The sequence below is a fragment of the Bosea sp. (in: a-proteobacteria) genome, assembly GCA_023910605.1.
Lineage (GTDB): Bacteria > Pseudomonadota > Alphaproteobacteria > Rhizobiales > Beijerinckiaceae > Allobosea.
On the sequence record JAAVVV010000001.1, the window covers coordinates 1,863,559 to 1,882,242 of the forward strand.

At 66.8% G+C, this 18,684-nt stretch carries 17 protein-coding genes and 1 tRNA gene; 10 read left to right on the forward strand and 8 right to left on the reverse strand.

Annotation, left to right across the window (positions count from 1 at the left end; translation table 11 throughout):
• The first annotated feature begins 45 nt into the window (after window positions 1-45).
• The 6 genes from HEQ16_09035 (at window position 46) to HEQ16_09060 (ending at window position 4,671) form a co-directional block, all read left to right on the forward strand.
• A complete protein-coding gene (locus HEQ16_09035; protein ID MCO4054181.1) occupies window positions 46-570 on the forward strand; it encodes a ubiquinol-cytochrome C chaperone in 525 nt (174 codons plus the stop codon).
• A gap of 15 nt (window positions 571-585) precedes the next feature.
• Window positions 586-1,179: a DUF177 domain-containing protein gene (locus tag HEQ16_09040; GenBank protein MCO4054182.1), complete on the forward strand. Its 594-nt coding sequence runs from the start codon at window positions 586-588 to the stop codon at window positions 1,177-1,179.
• Window positions 1,180-1,353: 174 nt separating this feature from the next.
• The gene (gene plsX, locus HEQ16_09045) at window positions 1,354-2,412 is read left to right on the forward strand and encodes a phosphate acyltransferase PlsX (protein ID MCO4054183.1); all 1,059 of its coding nucleotides are present in this window, start codon (window positions 1,354-1,356) and stop codon (window positions 2,410-2,412) included.
• 19 nt (window positions 2,413-2,431) lie between these two features.
• On the forward strand, window positions 2,432-3,409 hold the full coding sequence (locus HEQ16_09050) for a ketoacyl-ACP synthase III (GenBank protein MCO4054184.1): 978 nt from the start codon (window positions 2,432-2,434) through the stop codon (window positions 3,407-3,409).
• 224 nt (window positions 3,410-3,633) lie between these two features.
• Window positions 3,634-3,948, forward strand: coding sequence for an integration host factor subunit alpha (locus tag HEQ16_09055; protein MCO4054185.1), 315 nt, complete (start codon window positions 3,634-3,636; stop codon window positions 3,946-3,948).
• A gap of 147 nt (window positions 3,949-4,095) precedes the next feature.
• A complete protein-coding gene (locus tag HEQ16_09060) occupies window positions 4,096-4,671 on the forward strand; it encodes a MerR family transcriptional regulator (GenBank protein ID MCO4054186.1) in 576 nt (191 codons plus the stop codon).
• Between the two features lie 119 nt (window positions 4,672-4,790).
• Here the strand turns inward: HEQ16_09060 and HEQ16_09065 are convergent.
• A tRNA-Pro gene (locus tag HEQ16_09065) sits at window positions 4,791-4,868 on the reverse strand.
• Between the two features lie 252 nt (window positions 4,869-5,120).
• Between HEQ16_09065 and HEQ16_09070 the strand changes: the two genes are divergently transcribed.
• Window positions 5,121-6,440 (forward strand): Hsp70 family protein, encoded by a 1,320-nt coding sequence (locus HEQ16_09070; GenBank protein ID MCO4054187.1) that lies wholly within the window; start codon window positions 5,121-5,123, stop codon window positions 6,438-6,440.
• Between the two features lie 12 nt (window positions 6,441-6,452).
• Here the strand turns inward: HEQ16_09070 and HEQ16_09075 are convergent, their stop codons facing one another.
• From HEQ16_09075 to HEQ16_09090, 4 genes are all read right to left on the reverse strand, one after another.
• The gene (locus tag HEQ16_09075; GenBank protein ID MCO4054188.1) at window positions 6,453-7,691 is read right to left on the reverse strand and encodes an O-antigen ligase domain-containing protein; all 1,239 of its coding nucleotides are present in this window, start codon (window positions 7,689-7,691) and stop codon (window positions 6,453-6,455) included.
• Window positions 7,688-9,235 carry an undecaprenyl-phosphate glucose phosphotransferase gene (locus HEQ16_09080; GenBank protein ID MCO4054189.1) on the reverse strand — a complete coding sequence of 516 codons (1,548 nt, stop codon included), beginning with the start codon at window positions 9,233-9,235 and terminating at the stop codon, window positions 7,688-7,690. The genes HEQ16_09075 and HEQ16_09080 overlap by 4 nt, the downstream gene beginning before the upstream one ends.
• Window positions 9,236-9,321: 86 nt before the next feature.
• Window positions 9,322-10,494 carry a glycosyltransferase family 4 protein gene (locus HEQ16_09085; protein ID MCO4054190.1) on the reverse strand — a complete coding sequence of 391 codons (1,173 nt, stop codon included), beginning with the start codon at window positions 10,492-10,494 and terminating at the stop codon, window positions 9,322-9,324.
• 26 nt (window positions 10,495-10,520) lie between these two features.
• A complete protein-coding gene (locus HEQ16_09090; protein ID MCO4054191.1) occupies window positions 10,521-11,087 on the reverse strand; it encodes a polysaccharide export protein in 567 nt (188 codons plus the stop codon).
• A 195-nt stretch (window positions 11,088-11,282) separates the two neighbouring features.
• Here HEQ16_09090 and HEQ16_09095 point away from each other — a divergent pair, with 195 nt between their 5' ends.
• Window positions 11,283-13,532: a GumC family protein gene (locus HEQ16_09095; GenBank protein MCO4054192.1), complete on the forward strand. Its 2,250-nt coding sequence runs from the start codon at window positions 11,283-11,285 to the stop codon at window positions 13,530-13,532.
• On the opposite strand, the gene HEQ16_09100 is transcribed toward HEQ16_09095, so the two are convergent.
• Window positions 13,498-14,718: a GNAT family N-acetyltransferase gene (locus tag HEQ16_09100; protein MCO4054193.1), complete on the reverse strand. Its 1,221-nt coding sequence runs from the start codon at window positions 14,716-14,718 to the stop codon at window positions 13,498-13,500. The genes HEQ16_09095 and HEQ16_09100 overlap by 35 nt on opposite strands.
• Window positions 14,719-14,834: 116 nt before the next feature.
• Here HEQ16_09100 and HEQ16_09105 point away from each other — a divergent pair, with 116 nt between their 5' ends.
• A complete protein-coding gene (locus tag HEQ16_09105) occupies window positions 14,835-15,887 on the forward strand; it encodes a polysaccharide deacetylase family protein (GenBank protein MCO4054194.1) in 1,053 nt (350 codons plus the stop codon).
• Window positions 15,888-15,895: 8 nt separating this feature from the next.
• Here the strand turns inward: HEQ16_09105 and HEQ16_09110 are convergent, their stop codons facing one another.
• Window positions 15,896-16,132 (reverse strand): DUF2842 domain-containing protein, encoded by a 237-nt coding sequence (locus tag HEQ16_09110; GenBank protein MCO4054195.1) that lies wholly within the window; start codon window positions 16,130-16,132, stop codon window positions 15,896-15,898.
• Between the two features lie 157 nt (window positions 16,133-16,289).
• On the opposite strand from HEQ16_09110, the gene HEQ16_09115 reads away from it, so the two are divergent.
• A complete protein-coding gene (locus tag HEQ16_09115; GenBank protein ID MCO4054196.1) occupies window positions 16,290-17,366 on the forward strand; it encodes a heme A synthase in 1,077 nt (358 codons plus the stop codon).
• Here the strand turns inward: HEQ16_09115 and HEQ16_09120 are convergent, their stop codons facing one another.
• Entirely contained in the window at window positions 17,367-18,647 is a 1,281-nt protein-coding gene (locus HEQ16_09120) for an aminotransferase class V-fold PLP-dependent enzyme (protein MCO4054197.1), read from the reverse strand. It lies immediately after the preceding gene.
• Window positions 18,648-18,684 lie beyond the last annotated feature (37 nt).

The following is an 18,684-nucleotide window of genomic DNA, read 5'->3' on the forward strand; positions in this document are numbered from 1 at the left end:
GCATGCATTTGCAAGGCGCTCGGAACGCGCCGGAGAGGCTCGGCAATGTTCGGCTGGTTCAGGAAAGACCCGCGGCGCGATCTTGTGCTCTCCCTTTACGCCCGCACGGCAGACGCCTCGCGCGCTCCGTGGTTCTACCTCTGTGCAGGCGTGCCGGACACGGTGGAGGGGCGGATCGAGTCGCTGACCCTGCACGCGCTGCTGGTGATGCGCCGCCTCAAGGCCCTGCCGGACCCCGCGCCCGATGTGGCGCAGGAATTCGTGGACACGCTGTTCCTGCATGTCGACCACGGCTTGAGGGAACTGGGCGTGGGCGATCAGGCTGTGCCCAAGCGCATGAAGAAGATCGCGCAGAACTTCTATGGCCGGGTTCAGGCCTATGCCGGCCCTCTCGACGCCGGCGACCGCGAGGATTTGGCCCGCGCCCTTGAACGGAACATCCCCGGCGTCGCCAGCGCCGTGCTGATTCCGTATCTGCTTGCGGCCGAGAGCCGGCTGGGCCAGATGTCGCTCGATGATCTGTTCGCCCGGCCGGACCTGTTCGATACGCCCGCTCCGGCAAAGCCCTGACATTCGGAGGCCGACATGGCTGCGTTGCCCGAACTGCCCTTGTCCCACCCGCTCCGGGTTGACTCCATTGCGCCCAGGGGCATCAGCGTTGTGCTGGAGGCCACGGCTGAGCAGCGCAAGGCCATAGCGCGGGTGATGCGCATACTCGAAGTCGAGAACCTGCGCGCCGATCTGTTCGCCATCCGCGAGGAGGACCGCGTGCGGGTCACGGGCTCCGTCACGGCGCGCGCCGTTCAGGCCTGCGTGGTCACGCTCGATCCCGTGCCGCAGGACGTGTCCGCTGATGTCGAGGTGGTGTTCGCGCCCAGGGAAGAGGCCGAAGCCCTGATGCGCAAGGCCGGCCTGCCCGATGAGGCCGACATGGACGAACTCGACCTCGACGACATCGATTTCGCCGCGATCGACCTCGAAATGCTCAACGACCCTGATGCCTTGCCGGAGCCGATCATCGACGGCGCCATCGACCTTGGCCAGATCGCCTATGACACGCTGGCGGTGGAGCTCGATCCTTATCCGCGCAGGGAGGGCGCGGTGTTCGAGCCGCCCGCCGAGCCCGAGGATTTCGGCAACCCGTTCGCCCAGTTGCGCGGCTTGAAGCAGAGGCAGTGAAAGGGCGGCGGTTGCGCAAGCCTGCGCAGGGATGGCCCTGGCCAGCGCCGTCTGCTGCACAGGAATCAATCCTTCCCGCCTTGCGGTCTGCCGATCGCGGAGTATTGTCCGGCGCTGATTGCAATCTGGGCCGCATCACGGTAGCGCTCAGCCGCTGAATGGACGGGTTCCGGCATGTCGTCGCACATCACGATTTCCCTTGACGCCATGGGCGGCGACTATGGGCCGTCGATCGTCATTCCGGGAGCGGCGGTGGCTCTGGAGCGCCGGCCCGATACGCGCTTCGTGATCTTTGGCGACGGGAAGCTCGTGCTGCCCTTGCTCGAGCAGCACCCGGCTCTGGAGGCCGTCACCACCTTCCATCACACGGATGTGTCGGTGAAGATGGACGACAAGCCCAGCCAGGCGCTGCGTTCGGGGCGCTACAAATCCTCGATGTGGCAGTCCATCGCCGCCTGCAAGACGGGCGACGCCAATGTCTGCGTCTCCGCCGGCAACACCGGCGCGCTGATGGCCATGTCCAAGTTCTGCCTGAAGTCGATGGCGCGGATCGAGCGCCCGGCCATCGCGGCGATCTGGCCCACGGTCCGCGGCGAGAGCGTGGTGCTCGATGTCGGCGCCACGATCGGCGCGGACGCGGCCCATCTGTTCGATCTGGCGATCATGGGCGCCGCCATGGCCCGCATCGTCTTCGACATCGACCGGCCCACGGTGGGTCTGCTCAATGTCGGCGTCGAGGAGATCAAGGGCGTCGAGGCGGTGAAGGATGCGGGCAAGATGCTGCGCGAGGCCGGCCTGCCGCATCTCGACTATCGAGGCTTCGTGGAGGGAGACGATCTCGGCAAGGGCACGGTCGATGTCGTGGTGACCGAGGGCTTCACAGGGAACATTGCCTTGAAAACGGCTGAAGGTACTGCCAAGCAGATCGCTGAATATCTGCGCGCGGCCATGGGGCGCTCGCTGATGTCCAGGATCGGGTATCTCTTCGCCAGAGGCGCCTTCGCCGCGCTCAAGGACAAGATGGACCCGCGCAAGGTCAATGGCGGCGTTTTCCTGGGGCTGGATGGCGTCGTCATCAAGAGCCATGGCGGCACCGATGCGATCGGCTTCGCCAGCGCCGTGGAGCTTGGCTATGAGATGGCGCGCCACGACCTTCTGGCAAAGGTGCGCGAGATGATTGACGCCTGTCCGGCGCCGGCTGCCCTGCTAGCAAGCCCGGTCACGGCCAGCTAACCTGAGGACGACGCCGCACGTGTCCCGTTTAAGGTCTGTCGTTCGAGGCTGCGGGATGTCCCTGCCTGCCCGCGTGATGAGCAATGACGAGTTGGCCGGCATGGTCGACACGTCCGACGAGTGGATCCGCCAGCGTTCAGGCATCGAGCGCCGGCACATCGCCAATGAGTCCGAGACGACCTCCGTGCTGGGCGCGGAAGCGGCGCGCAAGGCGCTGGCGTCTGCGGGGATGACGGCCGATCAGGTCGATCTCATCGTCTGCGCCACCTCCACGCCTGACTACACTTTTCCCGCAACGGGCACGCAGATCCAGGAGGCGTTGGGCATGCGCCATGGCGCGGCCTTCGACGTGCAGGCTGTGTGCTCGGGCTTTGTCTATGCGCTCAGCATCGCCGACAAGTTTCTCGTCTCCGGCTCTCATCGCTCGGCGCTGGTCATCGGGGCCGAAACCTTCTCGCGCATCCTCGACTGGACCGACCGCACAACCTGCGTGCTCTTCGCCGACGGCGCGGCAGCCGTGGCCCTGACGGCGGAGCCCGGCGCGGGCGCCAATGCCGATCGCGGCATCCTGCACACCCATATCCGTTCCGATGGCCGGCACCGCGACAAGCTCTATGTCGATGGCGGCGCAGGCTCCAACGGCAAGGTGGGCCACCTGCGCATGGAAGGGCGCGAGGTGTTCAAACATGCTGTGGTCAACCTCGCCGACACTGTCGAGCACACGCTGGCTGCCACCGGCCTAACCGGCGCGGATATCGACTGGTTCGTGCCTCATCAGGCCAACAAGCGCATCATCGACGCCACCGCCCACAAGCTGGGCGTGCCCGAGAGCCGCGTGGTCTACACCGTGCAGGATCATGGCAACACCTCTGCCGCCTCGATCCCGCTGGCGCTGGCCACCGCTGTTGCGGATGGGCGCATACAGCGCGGACAACTCGTCCTTGTCGAGGCCATGGGCGGCGGCTTTACCTGGGGCTCGGCCCTGATCCGCTGGTGAGCCGGGGTCCTTGCGGCCCGCAACGGTCCCCGACGATTCGCATCAGAAAAAACATAATGCCATCAAGGGCATTGACCATAACGCCTCATCCATTTTAGGTTTGGGAACGCTTGGATTCTGGTCTGTGTCCGGGCGCGAGCCAGCCCTGCCTCCAGGATTAGCGGCATGGGCGGCCTTCGCGGCCCGTGCCGCCGGACGAAGCGAGACAGAAGCGGATTGATCCAATGGCAGACGAAACCATCACCCGGGCCGATCTGAGCGAGGCCGTCTACCAGAAGATCGGCCTGTCGCGCACCGAATCTGCGGCGCTTGTCGAGACGGTGCTCACCGAGATTTCCGACTGCATCCTGCGCGGCGAGAACGTGAAGCTGTCCTCTTTCGGCTCCTTCATCGTGCGCAAGAAGGGCCTGCGCGTGGGCCGCAACCCGAAAACAGGCGTCGAAGTCCCGATCCAGCCTCGCCTGGTCATGGTGTTCAAGCCGTCCAACGTGATGAAGGCCCGCGTCAACGGACTGGCCTATGAGGGCGAAGATGACTGAGCGTCGCCCCGCGCGACATGACGACTGCTGACCGCTGATGCTGGTGTTTTGCCAGAGACGTGCTGTCCACAAGCGGCTGCGCCCTCTGTTAGTCGGCGCTGGGTCAGCCTGATGGGCCGTGACCCGGCCAGGACCGAGGATGAGCAGATGGTCGACAAGAGCCCGGATGCCTTCCGCACCATTTCGGAGGTCGCGGAGGATCTCGATCTTCCGCAGCACGTGCTGCGCTTCTGGGAAACGCGGTTCCCCCAGATCAAGCCGCTCAAGCGCGGCGGCGGCCGGCGCTATTACCGGCCCGACGACGTGGCGCTCATCACCGGGCTCAAGACCCTGCTCTATGGGCAGGGCTACACCATCAAGGGCGTCCAGCGCATCCTCAAGGAACAGGGCGCAAGGACCGTTCAGGCCGTGGGCCGGGGCGGGCCGCTGCCGGTCTCGTTGCCGGCGATGGAGGCACCCGCATCAGATGGCGCTGCCCGGACCGTGGCCGAGCACCAGGCCCGCTTCGATTCTCATGGGGAGGCTGGCGCGCTGTCGCTGGCTTCGGGCGGCGCTGGCGGCGCGCTGGCGGAGGCGGCCGGCTATTCCCGGGCCGATTCCGCCGCTGTGGAGCCGCCCCCGCTCCATGCCGATGCCGAGACGGTGCTGCGCATGGCGCTGGCGGAACTCCAGCATGCGCGCAAGGAACTGACCCGCACGCTCGCACGCCGGGATGACAGCTGACGCAGCCCCTGCACGACCGACGGAGGTGGTCCCGAATCCCGTCCACGATACATGAACGCGGCAGGGCGGCCCTGTAATGCAAAAAAGCCCTTTCCGGCAGGAAAGAGCCTGGTGCAGATTGGTCGGGGCGAGAGGATTTGAACCTCCGACCCCTAGTCTCCCAGACTAGTGCGCTAACCGGGCTGCGCTACGCCCCGACAGCGGCGCTTATAGAGAGCGATGACGCGGCGCGCAACGTTGGATGAGCCCCTGCGCCAGGTTTTTGCAAGGCGGCGTCCGGGGGGGCTCGCCCATGCATGCCGGCTGGGCCGGAGCGCTTGCATCGGGGGGCGAGGCCCTGTACGCCGCTTGTCCCCGACGGCCCGCCTGGTCATGAGGGGGGGCTTCGCCAGGCGGCGGACTGATCCGCCGCGCGCGCCTTCCACTTATCGCCAGCGCGGAGCCTGCCCATGCCTGATCGGCTCACATCGGACATCTCGATCGGCGTCGACTTCGGCACCACCAACACGGTGGTGGCGATCGCCAGCCGCGAAGCAGGCGTGCGCCTGATCACTTACCCGCATGCAGGCGGCCTCGCCGATGTCTATCGCTCGGTGCTGTGCTTCGAGCGCGATGATTCGAGCCGCCTGCTCAGCGTCGACATCACGGGCGGGCCCTACGCCATCGACCGCTACCTCGCCTCGGTGGGCGAGACCCGCTTCATCCAGTCGTTCAAGAGCCATGTGGCGAGCGCGGTGTTCCGTGACACGCGCATCTTTTCCACGCGCTATCTGTTCGAGGATCTGTTGGCCACTTTCTTCGGCCGGATCCTGGACGATGCGCAGGGGCAGATCCCGCAGCGGGCCGCCATCGTGTCGGGCCGGCCCGTCGCCTTCGCTGGCGGCAATCCGGATGAGGCGCTGGCGCACAGGCGCTATGATGCAGCCTATGCCAGGGCGGGGTTCGCCAGCCCGGCCTATGTCTACGAGCCGGTCGGCGCGGCCTTCTATTATGCGCAGCGGCTCGAGCGCGACGCCACGATACTTGTCTGCGATTTCGGCGGCGGCACCTCGGACTTCTCGATCATGCGCTTCGAGCGCCGCAATGGTTCGCTGCGTGCGGTGCCCATCGGCCATGCCGGCGTGGGCATCGCGGGCGACAGCTTCGACTACCGCATCATCAATGCCGTGGTTGCGCCAAGGCTGGGCAAGGGCAGCCAGTATCGCTCCATGGGCAAGGTCATGGACGTGCCGGCGCATTACTATGCGAACTTCGCGCGCTGGCATCAGCTCGCCATGCTGAAATCCTCCGACAACCGGCGCGAGCTGGAGAAGCTGAAGAAGATTGCGCTGCGTCCGGACCTGATCGCCGATCTGATGGACGTGATCGAGAATGACTGGGGCTTTTCCATATATCGGTCCGTCTCGGCAGCGAAGGTCGCGTTGTCGTCGGCGCCGAGCGCGCTGTTCAGCTTCCGCAAGGGCGGCATCGAGATCGAGCGCACGATCACGGTCGGCGAGTTCGAGGGCTGGATCGCGGATGATCTTGCCCGGATCGGAACTGCAGTGGACGGCCTGTTCGAGCGGCAGGGGTTGAAGCCGGACGACATCGACAAGGTGTTCCTCACCGGCGGCACCTCCTTCATTCCGGCGGTGCGACGACTGTTCAGCCAGCGCTTCGGGGTGGACAAGCTCGATTCCGGCGGGCAGTTCGAATCGATCGCCCACGGTCTGGCGCTGATCGGTCTCGAGCCCGACAGCGCGGCCTGGGCGGTGAGCGGCGTGGCCTGACCGACGATGAACCTAGCGCGGCGCAGGCTCCGGCGCGATGGCTCTAAGGCCCCACACCAGCCCCAGCATCAGATAGACATGCCGCCAGTGGTCGATGTCGATCTGCAGGCCCTGGAGCAGGGTGACAAACAGGACCGACCAGATGGCGATGGATGCGTTCTGCAGGCGCCAGCGGCGCAGCGCGATGGTCCAGCCCGCGATCATGGTCGTGACGAACAGCGCCGCATAGGAAAAGCCGCCGAGCCAGCCATAGGAGGCGAAGGCGTTGATGAAGGTGTTGTGCGGATCTTCCGGGAAATAGAGGCGGAAGCGCAGAGGCCCCATCCCGTTGGGCATTTCCAGCAGCATGGCGATGGAACGCAGCTGGTTGCCGAAACGGCCCTGCACGCCAAGGTCATAGGACTGGTTGAGGCTGGCGCGCTGGTTGAAGACCTCGCGGATGGGCTCGAATGAGATGGCGACCAGGAGGCCCGCCACCGCCGCCGCCACGATCAGCAGCGAGAAGCCAGCCACCCTGGCGCGCTGGGCCGCGTTCGGCGCGCTGATGAAGGTCAGTGCGAACAGCAGCAGGGTCGAGCCGACGAAGTTGCCCCAGGCCCCGCGCGAAAAGCTGAGGAAAAGCCCCAGCAGCGGCACGCTCATCAGCAGCAGCCCCGCCACCAGTCCGATGCGCCGCAGCAGGATGGCCTGAATGATGAAGATGAGCGGCAGCACGAGATAAGGCCCGAGCACGTTCGGATCCTTGAAGGTCCCGGAGGCGCGGTCATTGACACTGAACAGGCTGCCGAGCCCGGCAATGTCGAAGTAACCGAGCAGGCCCGCCGTGGTGGCGAGCCAGGCCGAGGCGATCAGCCCCCGCCGCATCGTCTCGAGCCGCCCCGCCGCGTCGTCGGACATCAAGGCCGCGAACAGGAAGGCGGTGAACATGAGATAAACGCCCACCGCGATGAAGCGCACCGATGCCGGCTCGTCCATGAAGGGGATCAGCGAGAAGATGCCGCCGATGTTGAACACGATCAGGATGACGACGAGCGGAATCACCTTGGCGTTGACGCGCAGTCCCGTGACCATGAACACGAAGACGGTGACGAGGAACATCACCTCGTAGGGCGAGGGCTCGATCAGCGCGAAGCAGCCGCAGAAGACGAAGAACCACAGCACGCCCCGCTGCAGCCGGGCGATCGACAGGCTGTATTGCCGCGGCCCTGCGGCCGTCGCCATGCCGTAGCCGGGTTCGACCGCCGCGCTCAATACGCGTTTTCCGTGTTGAAAAGCGAGATCGGCGTCATCACGAGGATGTAGAGGTCGAAGAGCACCGACCAGTTCTCGATATAGTAGAGGTCATGCTCGACGCGCCGCTGGATCTTGTCCTCGGTGTCCGTCTCGCCACGCCAGCCATTGATCTGGGCCCAGCCGGTGATGCCGGGCTTGACCTTGTGGCGCGCGAAATAGCCATCGACCACCTGATCGTAGAGCCTGTCCTCGGCCTTGGCGTGGGCCACATGGGGGCGCGGCCCGACTAGGCTGAGATTGCCCTTGAACACCACGTTGAGCAGCTGCGGCAGCTCGTCTAGCGAGGTCTTGCGGATGAAGCGGCCGACGCGCGTTACACGTGGATCGCCCTTCGTGACCTGCCGCGAGGCGGTCGCGTCCGCATGCTCGACATACAGGGAGCGGAACTTGAACACCTCGATCATCTCGTTATTGAAGCCGTAGCGCTTCTGCCGGAAGAAGACCGGGCCCCTGGAATCGAGTTTCACCGCCAGCGCCGTCAGCAGCATCACAGGCGAGAGCACGATCAGCGCCAGCGCCCCCACGACGCGGTCGAAGACCATCTTCACGACCATGTCCCAGTCAGCGATGGGCTTGTCGAAGACATCAAGCACGGGCACCGCGCCGATGTAGGAATAGGAATGGGGCCTGAATCGCAGCTTCGACATGTGCGCTGACAGGCGGATGTCGATCGGCAGCACCCAGAGCTTGCGCAGCATGTGCAGCAGCCGCTGCTCCGCAGAAATCGGCAGCGTGAAGATCACGAGGTCCAGATGGGTGCGGCGCGCGAACTCGACGAGGTCCTCGACCGTGCCGAGTTTGGGGTAGCCGCCCACCGTGTCGGGGGAGCGGTCGTCACTGCGGTCGTCGAAAACGCCGACGATGCGCACGCCTGAATCGCGCTGCGCCTCGAGCGCCTCGATCAGCCCGATGCCGGCCTCGCCCCCGCCGACGATGGCGGTGCGGCGCTCAAGCCGGCCGCTGCGGGTGAGCCTGCGCAACACCACCGACAGCGCCGCGCGCGAGGCCAGGAGCGAGGCGAGCCCACCCACATACCAGCTCACCAGCCAGACGCGGGAAACGGTGTCGCCCATCTTCAGCATGAAGAAGCAGAGCACGGCGACGATGAACAGGGCGCTCCAGCCTGCAAAGATGCGCAAGCTCTGGGGCGCGAAGGCGCGCATGGCGCCGACATGATAAAGCTGGAGCGCCTGGAACAGCGCCACGCTTGCCACCGACATCAGCGGGATGATGATCGCGTAGGACTGCGTTAACTCCACCGCAGGGAACAGATAGAAGGCGAACACCGCCAACCCCACGAGCGCGACCGCCAGCAGGTCGAACAGGCGCGTCAGCCCCTCGACCATGACCGGCGACATGCTCTTCTGGAACGGCAGCGCGGCGATGCGCTCGGCAAGCGGGGGCAGGGAGCCCTCGCCGCGCCGAATGGCCTGCGGTCCCGGCTCGACCGGCTCGGCGCCATGGGTCGCCTTGAGGATATCGCGGACATCGAATTGTGACATGGGTTGCGGTCCGGAGCCGTTCACTTTGCAGCGTGGAAGCAAAAGATGTTTAGCATTGAAACCTAGACGAACGCTTAAGGGTCCGCTCAGGGCGCCGGGCGCGCCCGGCGCTCCAGGGCCGAGCGATAGCCTTCGATCGCGCCGGTGATCATCTGGTCGAGCGTGAAGTGCCGTCGCACGAAGCCAGCGAGATCCGCGGCCTCCGCCTTGAGCTCGGTGTCGGATTTGGCCAGCGCGGTCCTGAGCGCGAGGCGCAGCGCTTCGGGATCGTTGGGGGGGATCAGCCGCTGGCGATGGTCCGGGCCGTAGATCTCCGGGATGCCGCCCACATTGGTGGAGACAAGCGGCTGCGCCGCCGCCGCCGCCTCAAGGATCACGTAAGGCAGCGATTCCGCCCGCGATGGCACGACCATGAAACGGGCGCGGGCCAGCGCCGCCCTGATCGGGCCGGGCGGAGCCCAGGTGATCTGCTCGGCCACGCCAAGCGCCGACGCCATCTGCTTCAACAGCGCGTCATCGGGGCCGGAGCCGACCATCAGCAGGCTGGGCGTCAGCCTGTCGGCGCTCTTGAGCCGGCGAAGTGCGTCGATAAGCGTATCGATGCCCTTCGCGGAGCGCAGCTCGCCCAGATACACCATGTCGAAGCTGGCCCCGCTGTTGTCGATCGGCACGAACTCGTCCTCGGCGACGCCATTGAGCACGATGCGGTGCCCGTTGCGCGGCTTGCGCCCGACATAGGCCTCGAAGCGTCCGAGGATGAAGCGGCTCTCGAAGGTGAACAGGTCGGTGGCCGGCTCCAGCAGGCGCTCCACGCCCATGTAGAAGCGATGCACCATGGTTCCGGGCTTGTAGTTGAAGCTGCCACCATGGGGCGTGTAGGCGGTTGCGTAGGCGCGGCGGCTGTCGAGGCGGGCAGGCAGGCGGCCATAGACGCCGCCCTTCGAGCCATGGGTATGGATGATGTCGGGGTTCACGGCCCGCCGCGTCTCGACGAAGCTACGAAGGGCCTTGAGGTCGGACATGCCAGGGTAGCGCGTCATGGGCACCCGCGTCAGCCCCAGCGCAAGCCTGGGCGCCAGTTCGGCCAGCACGTCGGCGGCCCTGGTTCCCCCCGTGCTCGAATCGCAGAAAATTCCCACTTCATGGCCGAGCGCGATCTGCCCCTGGGTCAGGTCGATGACATTGCGAAAAAGCCCGCCAAGCGGCGCGCGGAACACATGCAGGATGCGCAGCCGCTCCGGTGCGGCAGGCGCAGGCATGGGGTCCTTGCCGGTCATGAAGGATCTCAGAACCAGCGTTCGCGGATGGTGATGGTGTCGCCCGGCAGCACAGGCTGGCTCAGGGGCACATGGCCCGTCACGATCTCGCCGTTCACTTCGCGCGTGATGACCGCCACCTGCCGGTCGCCGCGCGGCGTGAAACCGCCGGCTATCGCCACCGCCGTCTGCACGGTCATGCCGTTGACATAGGGAAACTGGCCCGAACTGGTGACTTCCCCGAGGATGAAAAATGGACGGTAGGAATCCACCTCCACCGAAACCTTGGGCTCGCGCAGGAAACCGCCGCGCAAGCGGGCCTCGATCTGGCGCTCGAGCTGGCCGGTGGTCCGTCCCGTGGCCTCCACGGCCCCGATCAGGGGCATCGAGATGCGGCCCTGGCTGTCCACCGCATAGACATTGGAAAGATTGTCCTGCCCGAACACGATGATGCGCAGGCGGTCGCCGGTGGCGAGCTGGTAGGGCGCGCGCGGCTCATGAGCACTGGCGAACTCGGCGACGAATTCATGGCGCGACGCGCAGCCGCCCGCGAGCAGGCCGCAGACGACAAGTGCCAGGATGAAGGGCCGGGACATGGGCTACACCGTGGGAAACGCTGAACAGGAGGGTGCTCGACAGGTAGCCTGATAATAGTTCGGTAGGGTTAACAAATGCCTCACCACAGCAATGCTGATCTTGAATGATGCAGCGAGCCGGTGCTCTTAACGCAACATCAACCTTAATCAGCCGTAATCGACCCCAGTGATAGGGTCAGTATGAATGAGTCCGCCATGACAACGGTCGATGCGTCGGCGCAGCACAACCACGGCATCGCGCAGCCCAGCCGGCAGCAGGCGGGCGATGGCATGCTTGACCTCAATGCCCTCTGGCGCGCCATCGGCGCTCACAAGGCCTGGATCATCATTCCGACCCTGCTCGTGCTGGTGGCGTCGGTTGTCGTCGTCCACCTCGTCACGCCCCGCTACACGGGCGAGGCGCGCATTCTTCTGGAGAGCCGCGACGGCTTCTACACCCGTCCCGCCGGCGATCGCGACGGCGGCGGCGATCGCATCGACGCAGAGGCCGTCCTCAGCCAGGTTCAGGTCGTGATGTCGCGCGACCTGGCGCGGGAGTCCATCCGCCGGCTCAAGCTCGTCGGCAATCCCGAATTCGACTCCGGAGCAGGCCTGTTCGGCAGCATCGAGCAACTGATGGTGCAGATCGGGCTTGCACGCAATCCGGCCGACCGCACGCCCGAAGATCGCGTGCTCGAGAAATTCTACGACGCGCTGCTGGTGTTCCCGGTGGCGCGCTCGCGCATTGTCGCCATCGAGTTCCAGTCCCGCGATGCCGAGCTGGCCGCCAAGGCTGCGAACACCATCGCCGCCGTCTATCTTGAATCCCAGGAGACGGCAAAGAAAGACAATGCCCGTGGCGCCTCCAGCTGGCTTGGCGGGGCCATCACGCCCCTGCGCCAGAAGGTCCAGGAAGCCGAGGCCCGCGTCGAGGAGTTCCGCGCCCGCTCCGGCCTGCTGATGGGCGCCAACAACACCACGATCACCCAGCAGCAGCTCGCCGACCTCTCCCAGCAATTGTCCGCCGCGCGGGCGGTGCAGTCGGATTCGCAAGCCAGGGCCCGCATCCTGCGCGATGCCATCCGCGCCGGACGGACCTTCGAGGTGCCGGATGTCGCGAACAACGAGCTGGTGCGCCGCCTGGTCGAACAGCGCGTCAACCTGCGCGCCCAGATCGCGCTGGAGAGCCGCACCCTCCTGCCCGAGCATCCGCGCATCAAGGAGCTCACGGCCCAGATCACGGATCTGGAAAGCCAGATCAGGGCCGTTGCCGAGCGCACCGTGAGGACGCTTGAGAACGAGGCGCGCATCGCCGGCTCGCGTGTCGAGACGGTCGCAGCGACGATCGAGGCCCAGAAGCGCACTGTCGGCGAGGCCAATGAGAGCGATGTCCAGCTCCGTGCCCTGGAGCGCGAGGCGCGGACCCAGCGCGAACAGCTCGAGCAGTTCCTGGCCCGCCAGCGCGACGCTCTGGCGCGGGATGCCGACAACGCCAATCCGGCCGATGCGCGCATCATCTCCCGCGCCATCACGCCGATGACGCCGAGCTTCCCCAAGAAGGCGCCGACTGTCGCCGTGACCACGCTGGCGACCTTCTTCCTCGCGCTGTCGGTGGTGGTTTCGCGCGAACTTCTCTCCGGTCGCGTGGTGCAGCCCGCCCAACCCGCCGGCCCCGTGCCGCAGCCCGAAGCCGTGCGCCATGGCACTGCGCGCTTTTCCGCCCGCCGCAGGGCCGAGCCGGGCCTCGATCGTGATGGCGCCGGCGCTGACCCTTCCGCGGAGCCTGCTCCCGCCGCCCGCGACATGCGCAGGGCGCGCGTCGCCGGCCTCATCGCCCATGCTGGCCGGCTCAGCCACCTGCGCCTCATGACGGATGACGCCGCCGGCTGGGCCGATCAGGTGGCCGCTTGCGTCGGTCCCGTGCCGGAGGGCAAGGGCTCGCGGCTGATGGTCCTCGATGCCGGCACGCAGGCCGGCGCAGCCCAGCTTCTGGGGGCGGAACTCGCCGAGGATGCGCCGACCGTGCTGATCGATCTGACCGCCGGCGAGCGCTCGCGCCGCGAGGGCATGTCCGAACTGCTCTCGGGCGATGCCAGCTTCGCCTCCATCATCGATCGCGATCCGCAGAGCCGGCTGCACATCATCACGGCCGGGCGCGCGGGCCGCGAGGCCGTGATCGGCGCCGACGAAGTGCTGGATCTCGCCCTCGATGCCCTGGCCGACGCCTATCGCCATGTGCTGATCGAGGTTTCGACCCGCGACATCCATCGCTTCCATGGCAAGCTGATGCCGTTGGTGGACGGCGCGCTGGTGCTGGCCGATCAATTCTCCAACGGCCACGCGGTGGAAACCGCCTATCGCCTCAGCGAAGGCAACGAACTGCCCGTGACCATCGCTGTGTTCGAGGACAGGGCCATGGCGGCCCCGAATTTCAGGCCTGGCTCGCGCCAGCCGCTCGAGGTGTGAAGAGCCGGCGCAGCTGGCTCACCCGCATTGCGAGCGCATGCAGCCGGGGCGAGCGCTTGACCGCGCCTTTCGCCTGCTGCGCCAGCCGCAGCACGGCCGCCACGATCTGCCCGCGTCCGCTCATGGCGACGAAGCTGTCGACGAGTTCCTCGGTCTGTTCGCAGATTGTGGTCTTGTAGCGCGCCTCCCCGACGCCAAGATCAAAGCAGCTGCGACCGGCCGCGCATTGCTGGCGGATCAGGTCCACCAGCAGCAATTCTCCCGGACTGACCTTTATCACGCCCGGATCAGGCTCGAAGGATGTGGCCATCCCGCTGAAGCGGCCCTGCGACACCGCTCCGACATAGGTGGCGATGAGGACGCCGTTCAGCTCCAGCGCCGCCAGCTCCAGCGCTTCCGCCTGACCATCGAGGCCGCTGGCGCAGCGCAGGAAAGCGCGGATGCCCGGATGCTGGAACGGGTCGTGTACGCCCATGGCGCTGAAGCGTTGCGACTTCTGCCTCAGGAACGCCTCGAGGATGCGCTCCTTGTCAGCATCGCTCCGTGCGATGAAATGGCGCGACGGTCCCATCTCCAGAAACCGGGCGCGCTTGGTCTTGTGCTTCTTGCGCGCATGTCTGCTCATGGCCTTCCGGATCGTGGCGTCCCCATCGCCGCTAAGGGCCAGCTTGAAGGCCTGGCTCGGGCTTGGCCTGGCCTCCAGCAGCGCCAGCGGATTTCGCCCGCCATCCCAGGCTACAGGCTGGTTGGTGAGCATGAAGGCATCGACCCCGCCCAGCGCCCTGGCGCAGGCCTCCAGCATCGCGCGGGCATCCGCGGCTGTGAGGCCGGCCATCGCGCCTTTCGCATAGACGCCCATGTGAAAGTTTGCATGCTTGCCGCCGACGAAGGCCGCAAGCGTGATGCCGCGCCAGCGCCAGAGCGCGAAGGGCAGGACCGCCATCGGCCGGCCGCAGGATGCGCGGAATGTGACGACCCGCAGCGCCGCACCGTCCATGGCATGGCGGGCAAAGGCGCTGACCCAGTCGAAGCGCTGGTAGGGCGTCACATGGCCATGCTCCTCGAGCGCGCGCCACGCCGCCTCGGCTGCATCGAGCCCGGTCGCCTGCGCGGTCCAGTCGAGCGCCGCTGGGCCACTCCGCGCCGGCGTCGCGGCCGCGTGGTCACGGAAGGCGAACGCACTCATGTCCCGTCCCTTGTCGCGGGCCTCTTAACCCGGCCTTGAACGGAACAGTGCAAACTGCGCCGAGGTCAAACAATTCGCGCCATCACACTGAACGTTTTGACAATGCGAGCCTGCGGATGAACCTGCGCCATACAGCCTTCGCCGGCGTGTTCAGGGCGATCACTCTCAGCGGCGCCCATCGCTGGGGCAGGGGGCTTGCGCAGGGCGTCGGCGCGATCCTGATGATGCACCATGTGCGGCCCTGGCGCTGCGATGGCTTCGCACCGAACCGGCTGCTCGAAATCACGCCCGAATGGCTGGATGAGGCGCTGTCTGTGATCCGCGCGGAAGGCTTCGACATCGTGGACATGGACGAGATGGCGTCGCTGCCGGCCGCGCCGCGCCGCGATCGCTTCGCCGTGGCGCTGACCTTCGATGATGGCTACCGCGACAATGTCGACCATGCGCTGCCTGTTCTGTGTCGCCATGGCGCGCCGTGGACAGCCTATGTCACGACCGGGTTCGCGGATGGAACGGCCTCGCTCTGGTGGCTGGAGCTGGAGGAGGCGATCCGCGCGCTGCCCAGGGTGCAGCTGGTCATCGGCGGCGCCATCCACGATCACCTCACGGCCACCCCCATGCAGAAGCAAGCCGCCTTCGCGGAGATCTACTGGGCTTTGCGCGCCCGGCCCGAGGCCGAGCTGCGGGCCGGCGTCGCGCGTCTTGCGGCGGAGGCGGGCGTGGATGGCCCAGCCCTCACCCGCGCGCTTTGCCTCGATTGGGACGGCCTGCGTGAGCTTGCCCGCGAGCCTTCCGTCACCATCGGCGCGCACACCATGACTCATCCGATGCTGGCGCGGCACCCGCTCCACGTGGCCCAGCCGGAAATCGTGGGGGCCAGATACCGGATCGAGTTCGAGCTTGGCCAGCCCGTGCATCACCTGGCCTATCCGGTCGGCGACCGCAGTTCGGCCGGCCCGCGCGAGTTCGACATCGCGCGCCTGTCAGGCTTCCGCACCGCGGTGACGACGCGGCCCGGCCATGTCTTCACCGGGCATTCCGAGCATGGCCATGCCTTGCCGCGCGTGTCGCTCAACGGCTTCCACCAGAATGCCCCTTCCTTGAAGGCGATGCTTTCGGGGCTGCCCTTCGCTCTGCTGAACCGGGGGCGGCGGCTTGATGTGGCGTGATCGCCGCCTCAGCGCGGCAGAACCTGCGGCGGCTCCTCGCCCGGATCGGGCTTTTCCATCCACTTGATCAGCGGCATCAGGGGCACGACCCAGAACAGGCCCAGCAAGCAGTACCAGAGCGTCTGCCAGAAGGTGGAGGCTTCCGTGATGCGCCCCTGCGCCAGCGCCATGGCCATCAGCGCGTAGACGCAGACGAACACGACCATGACGACCGCTCCGACCAGCTTGCGTTGTCTCTTGCGCATGGGTGCTCCTCGCCTTGCCTGGCGGCCTGATAGAACACTTGGCGCTCTGCGCCAGAGCGCGCAAGGACGCAGGCGATGGTTTCTGCCCGGCTTGCGCCGCGCCCCTGCGCCGAAACGCGCCTTGAGCTTGCCGTGCGCGGGGTCTAAACCGCCGCGCATGAGCACAGCGCTTTATCATGACCCCGCAGCCCGCGCCGAGGGCTCCGCCAGCCTCGCCGCCGTTCGGGTCTGGCTGGCCGTGATGGCGGGGCTGGTCTTCACCATGGTGCTGGTCGGCGGCGCCACCCGCCTGACCGATTCAGGCCTGTCGATCACGGAATGGCGGCCCTTCATGGGCGCGGTCCCGCCATTGACCGAGTCAGGCTGGATCAGCGAATTCGAGAAGTATCGCCAGATCCCGCAATACCAGCTCGTCAACAAGGGCATGAGCCTCGCCGAGTTCAAGTTCATCTACTGGTGGGAGTGGGGTCACCGCCAGTTCGGCCGCTTCATCGGTTTTGCATGGTTTTTGCCGCTGTTCTGGTTCGCCTGGAAGGGTGTGGTGCGCGGCGGCCTGTTGTGGCGGCTCGCCTTCATCGGCGCGCTGGGCGGGCTGCAGGGCGCAATCGGCTGGATCATGGTCAATTCCGGGCTCCAGCCGGGCATGGTCGCCGTCGCGCCGATCAAGCTGACGCTGCACCTCACGCTGGCCTCAGTCATCTTCACCATGATTGTCTGGATGTGGGCGCGGCTGGGTGAGGGCCTGCGGGACGCTGCGCATCCGCGCGCGCGGCTCGGCGCTCGCCTGCTGCTCGCCGGCCTGTTCGCGCAGATCGCCCTGGGCGGCCTGGTCGCCGGGCTCGACGCGGGCCTCAGCTACAACACATGGCCGATGATGGATGGCCGGCTGGCTCCATCGATGGACAGCCTGTTCGTGCAGTCGCCGCTGCTCCAGAATCTCGTCGCCAATGTCGCTCTGGTGCAGTTCAATCACCGCATCGGCGCCTATGCGCTGCTGGCTCTGGCCTTGTGGCATGTCTGGAGCGCCAGCCGCCTCATGCCCGGCTCCAACGCGGCCTTCCGCGCACATCTGCTCGCGGGCCTCATCCTGTGCCAGGCCGCGCTTGGCGTGGTGACGCTCCTGCTCGCGGTGCCGCTCTGGGCCGGGCTCGCGCATCAGGGCTTCGCCATCGTGCTGCTGGGCGTGGCTGCATGGCACGCCGAGCGCTCTGGCGGGCTGTCCGCCGGGGCCTGATCAGGCCAGCGCCTGGTCCCAGTCGCCGATAAGGTCCTGCACGCCCTCGAGCCCTACGGACAACCGCAGCGTTCCCGGCGTGACGCCAAGGGCCGCGCGTTCGTGCGGCCGCAGCGAGCGATGCGTCGTCGAGGCCGGATGCGACACGAGCGAGCGGGTCTCGCCGATGTTGACCAGATGCGAGAACAGCCTGAGCCGGTCGAGCGCGGCGCGCGCTGCCGCCTCGCCCTGCTTCAGCGTGACGGTGAACACCGAGCCCACGCCATCGGGGCAGATTCTGTCGGCCAGATCGTGGTTGGGCGAGGAGGCGAGAGCGGGCAGGGAAACCGACACAACCGCAGGATGCGCCGACAGATGGCTGGCCAGCGCCCGCGCATTCGCGCAGTGCAGCTTCATGCGCAGCGGCAACGTCTCGCACCCCATCAGGATCAGGAATGCCGTGGTCGCGGCCATGCCGGGCCCGAATTCGCGGAGCCCGATCAGACGGCACGCGGTCATGAAGGCCGTATGCGGATAGGCGTCCGGAATGACGAGATCGTCATACTCGGCCCAGGGCTCGCTGATGAGATTGAAGCGCGCGTCGCCGGCGAAGTCGAAGCTGCCGCCATCCACGATCACGCCGCCGATCGCCTGCCCAGATCCGGCGAGAAACTTCGAGGCCGAATGCCAGACGATGTCGGCTCCGTGTTCGATTGGCCGCAGCAGCGCCGGCGTGGCCAGCGTGTTGTCGACCACCAGCGGCAGGCGGTGGCGCTTCGCCACGGCTGCGATGCCGGCCACGTCGACCACCTCTCCGGTGGGATTGATGACGCTCTCGATGAAGACGCCGCGCGTCAACGGCCCGATCGCGGCCTCGATCGCCTCAGGCGTGGGATCAGCCCAGTCCACGCCGATGCCAAAGCGGGTTTCGAGCCGGCGCGCCAGCGAGAGCGAGCCGCCGAACAGGCGGTTGGCGCTGACATAGCGCTCGCCCGTGGCGCACAGCGTGATCACGATCAGCAGCAGCGCCGATTGCCCCGACGCCACCGCGATGGCGCCCGAACCACCTTCGAGCGCCGCCACCCGCCGCTCCAGCGCCGCGGTGGTCGGGTTCGCGCCGCGCGAATAGGAGAAACCGGCGCGCTTGAGGTTGAAGATGTCCGCCCCGTGGTCGAGATCCTCGAACACGAAGCCGTTGGTCTGGTAGATCGGCGTGATCCGTGCGCCCGTGGCCGGGCAGGGCGTCGCCCCGGCATGAACGGCGCGCGTGGCAAGGCCCCAACGGGATGGGTCGCTGTTCATGGCCACGCTCGCCGCGCCAGGCTCGGGTCCGGCCTCG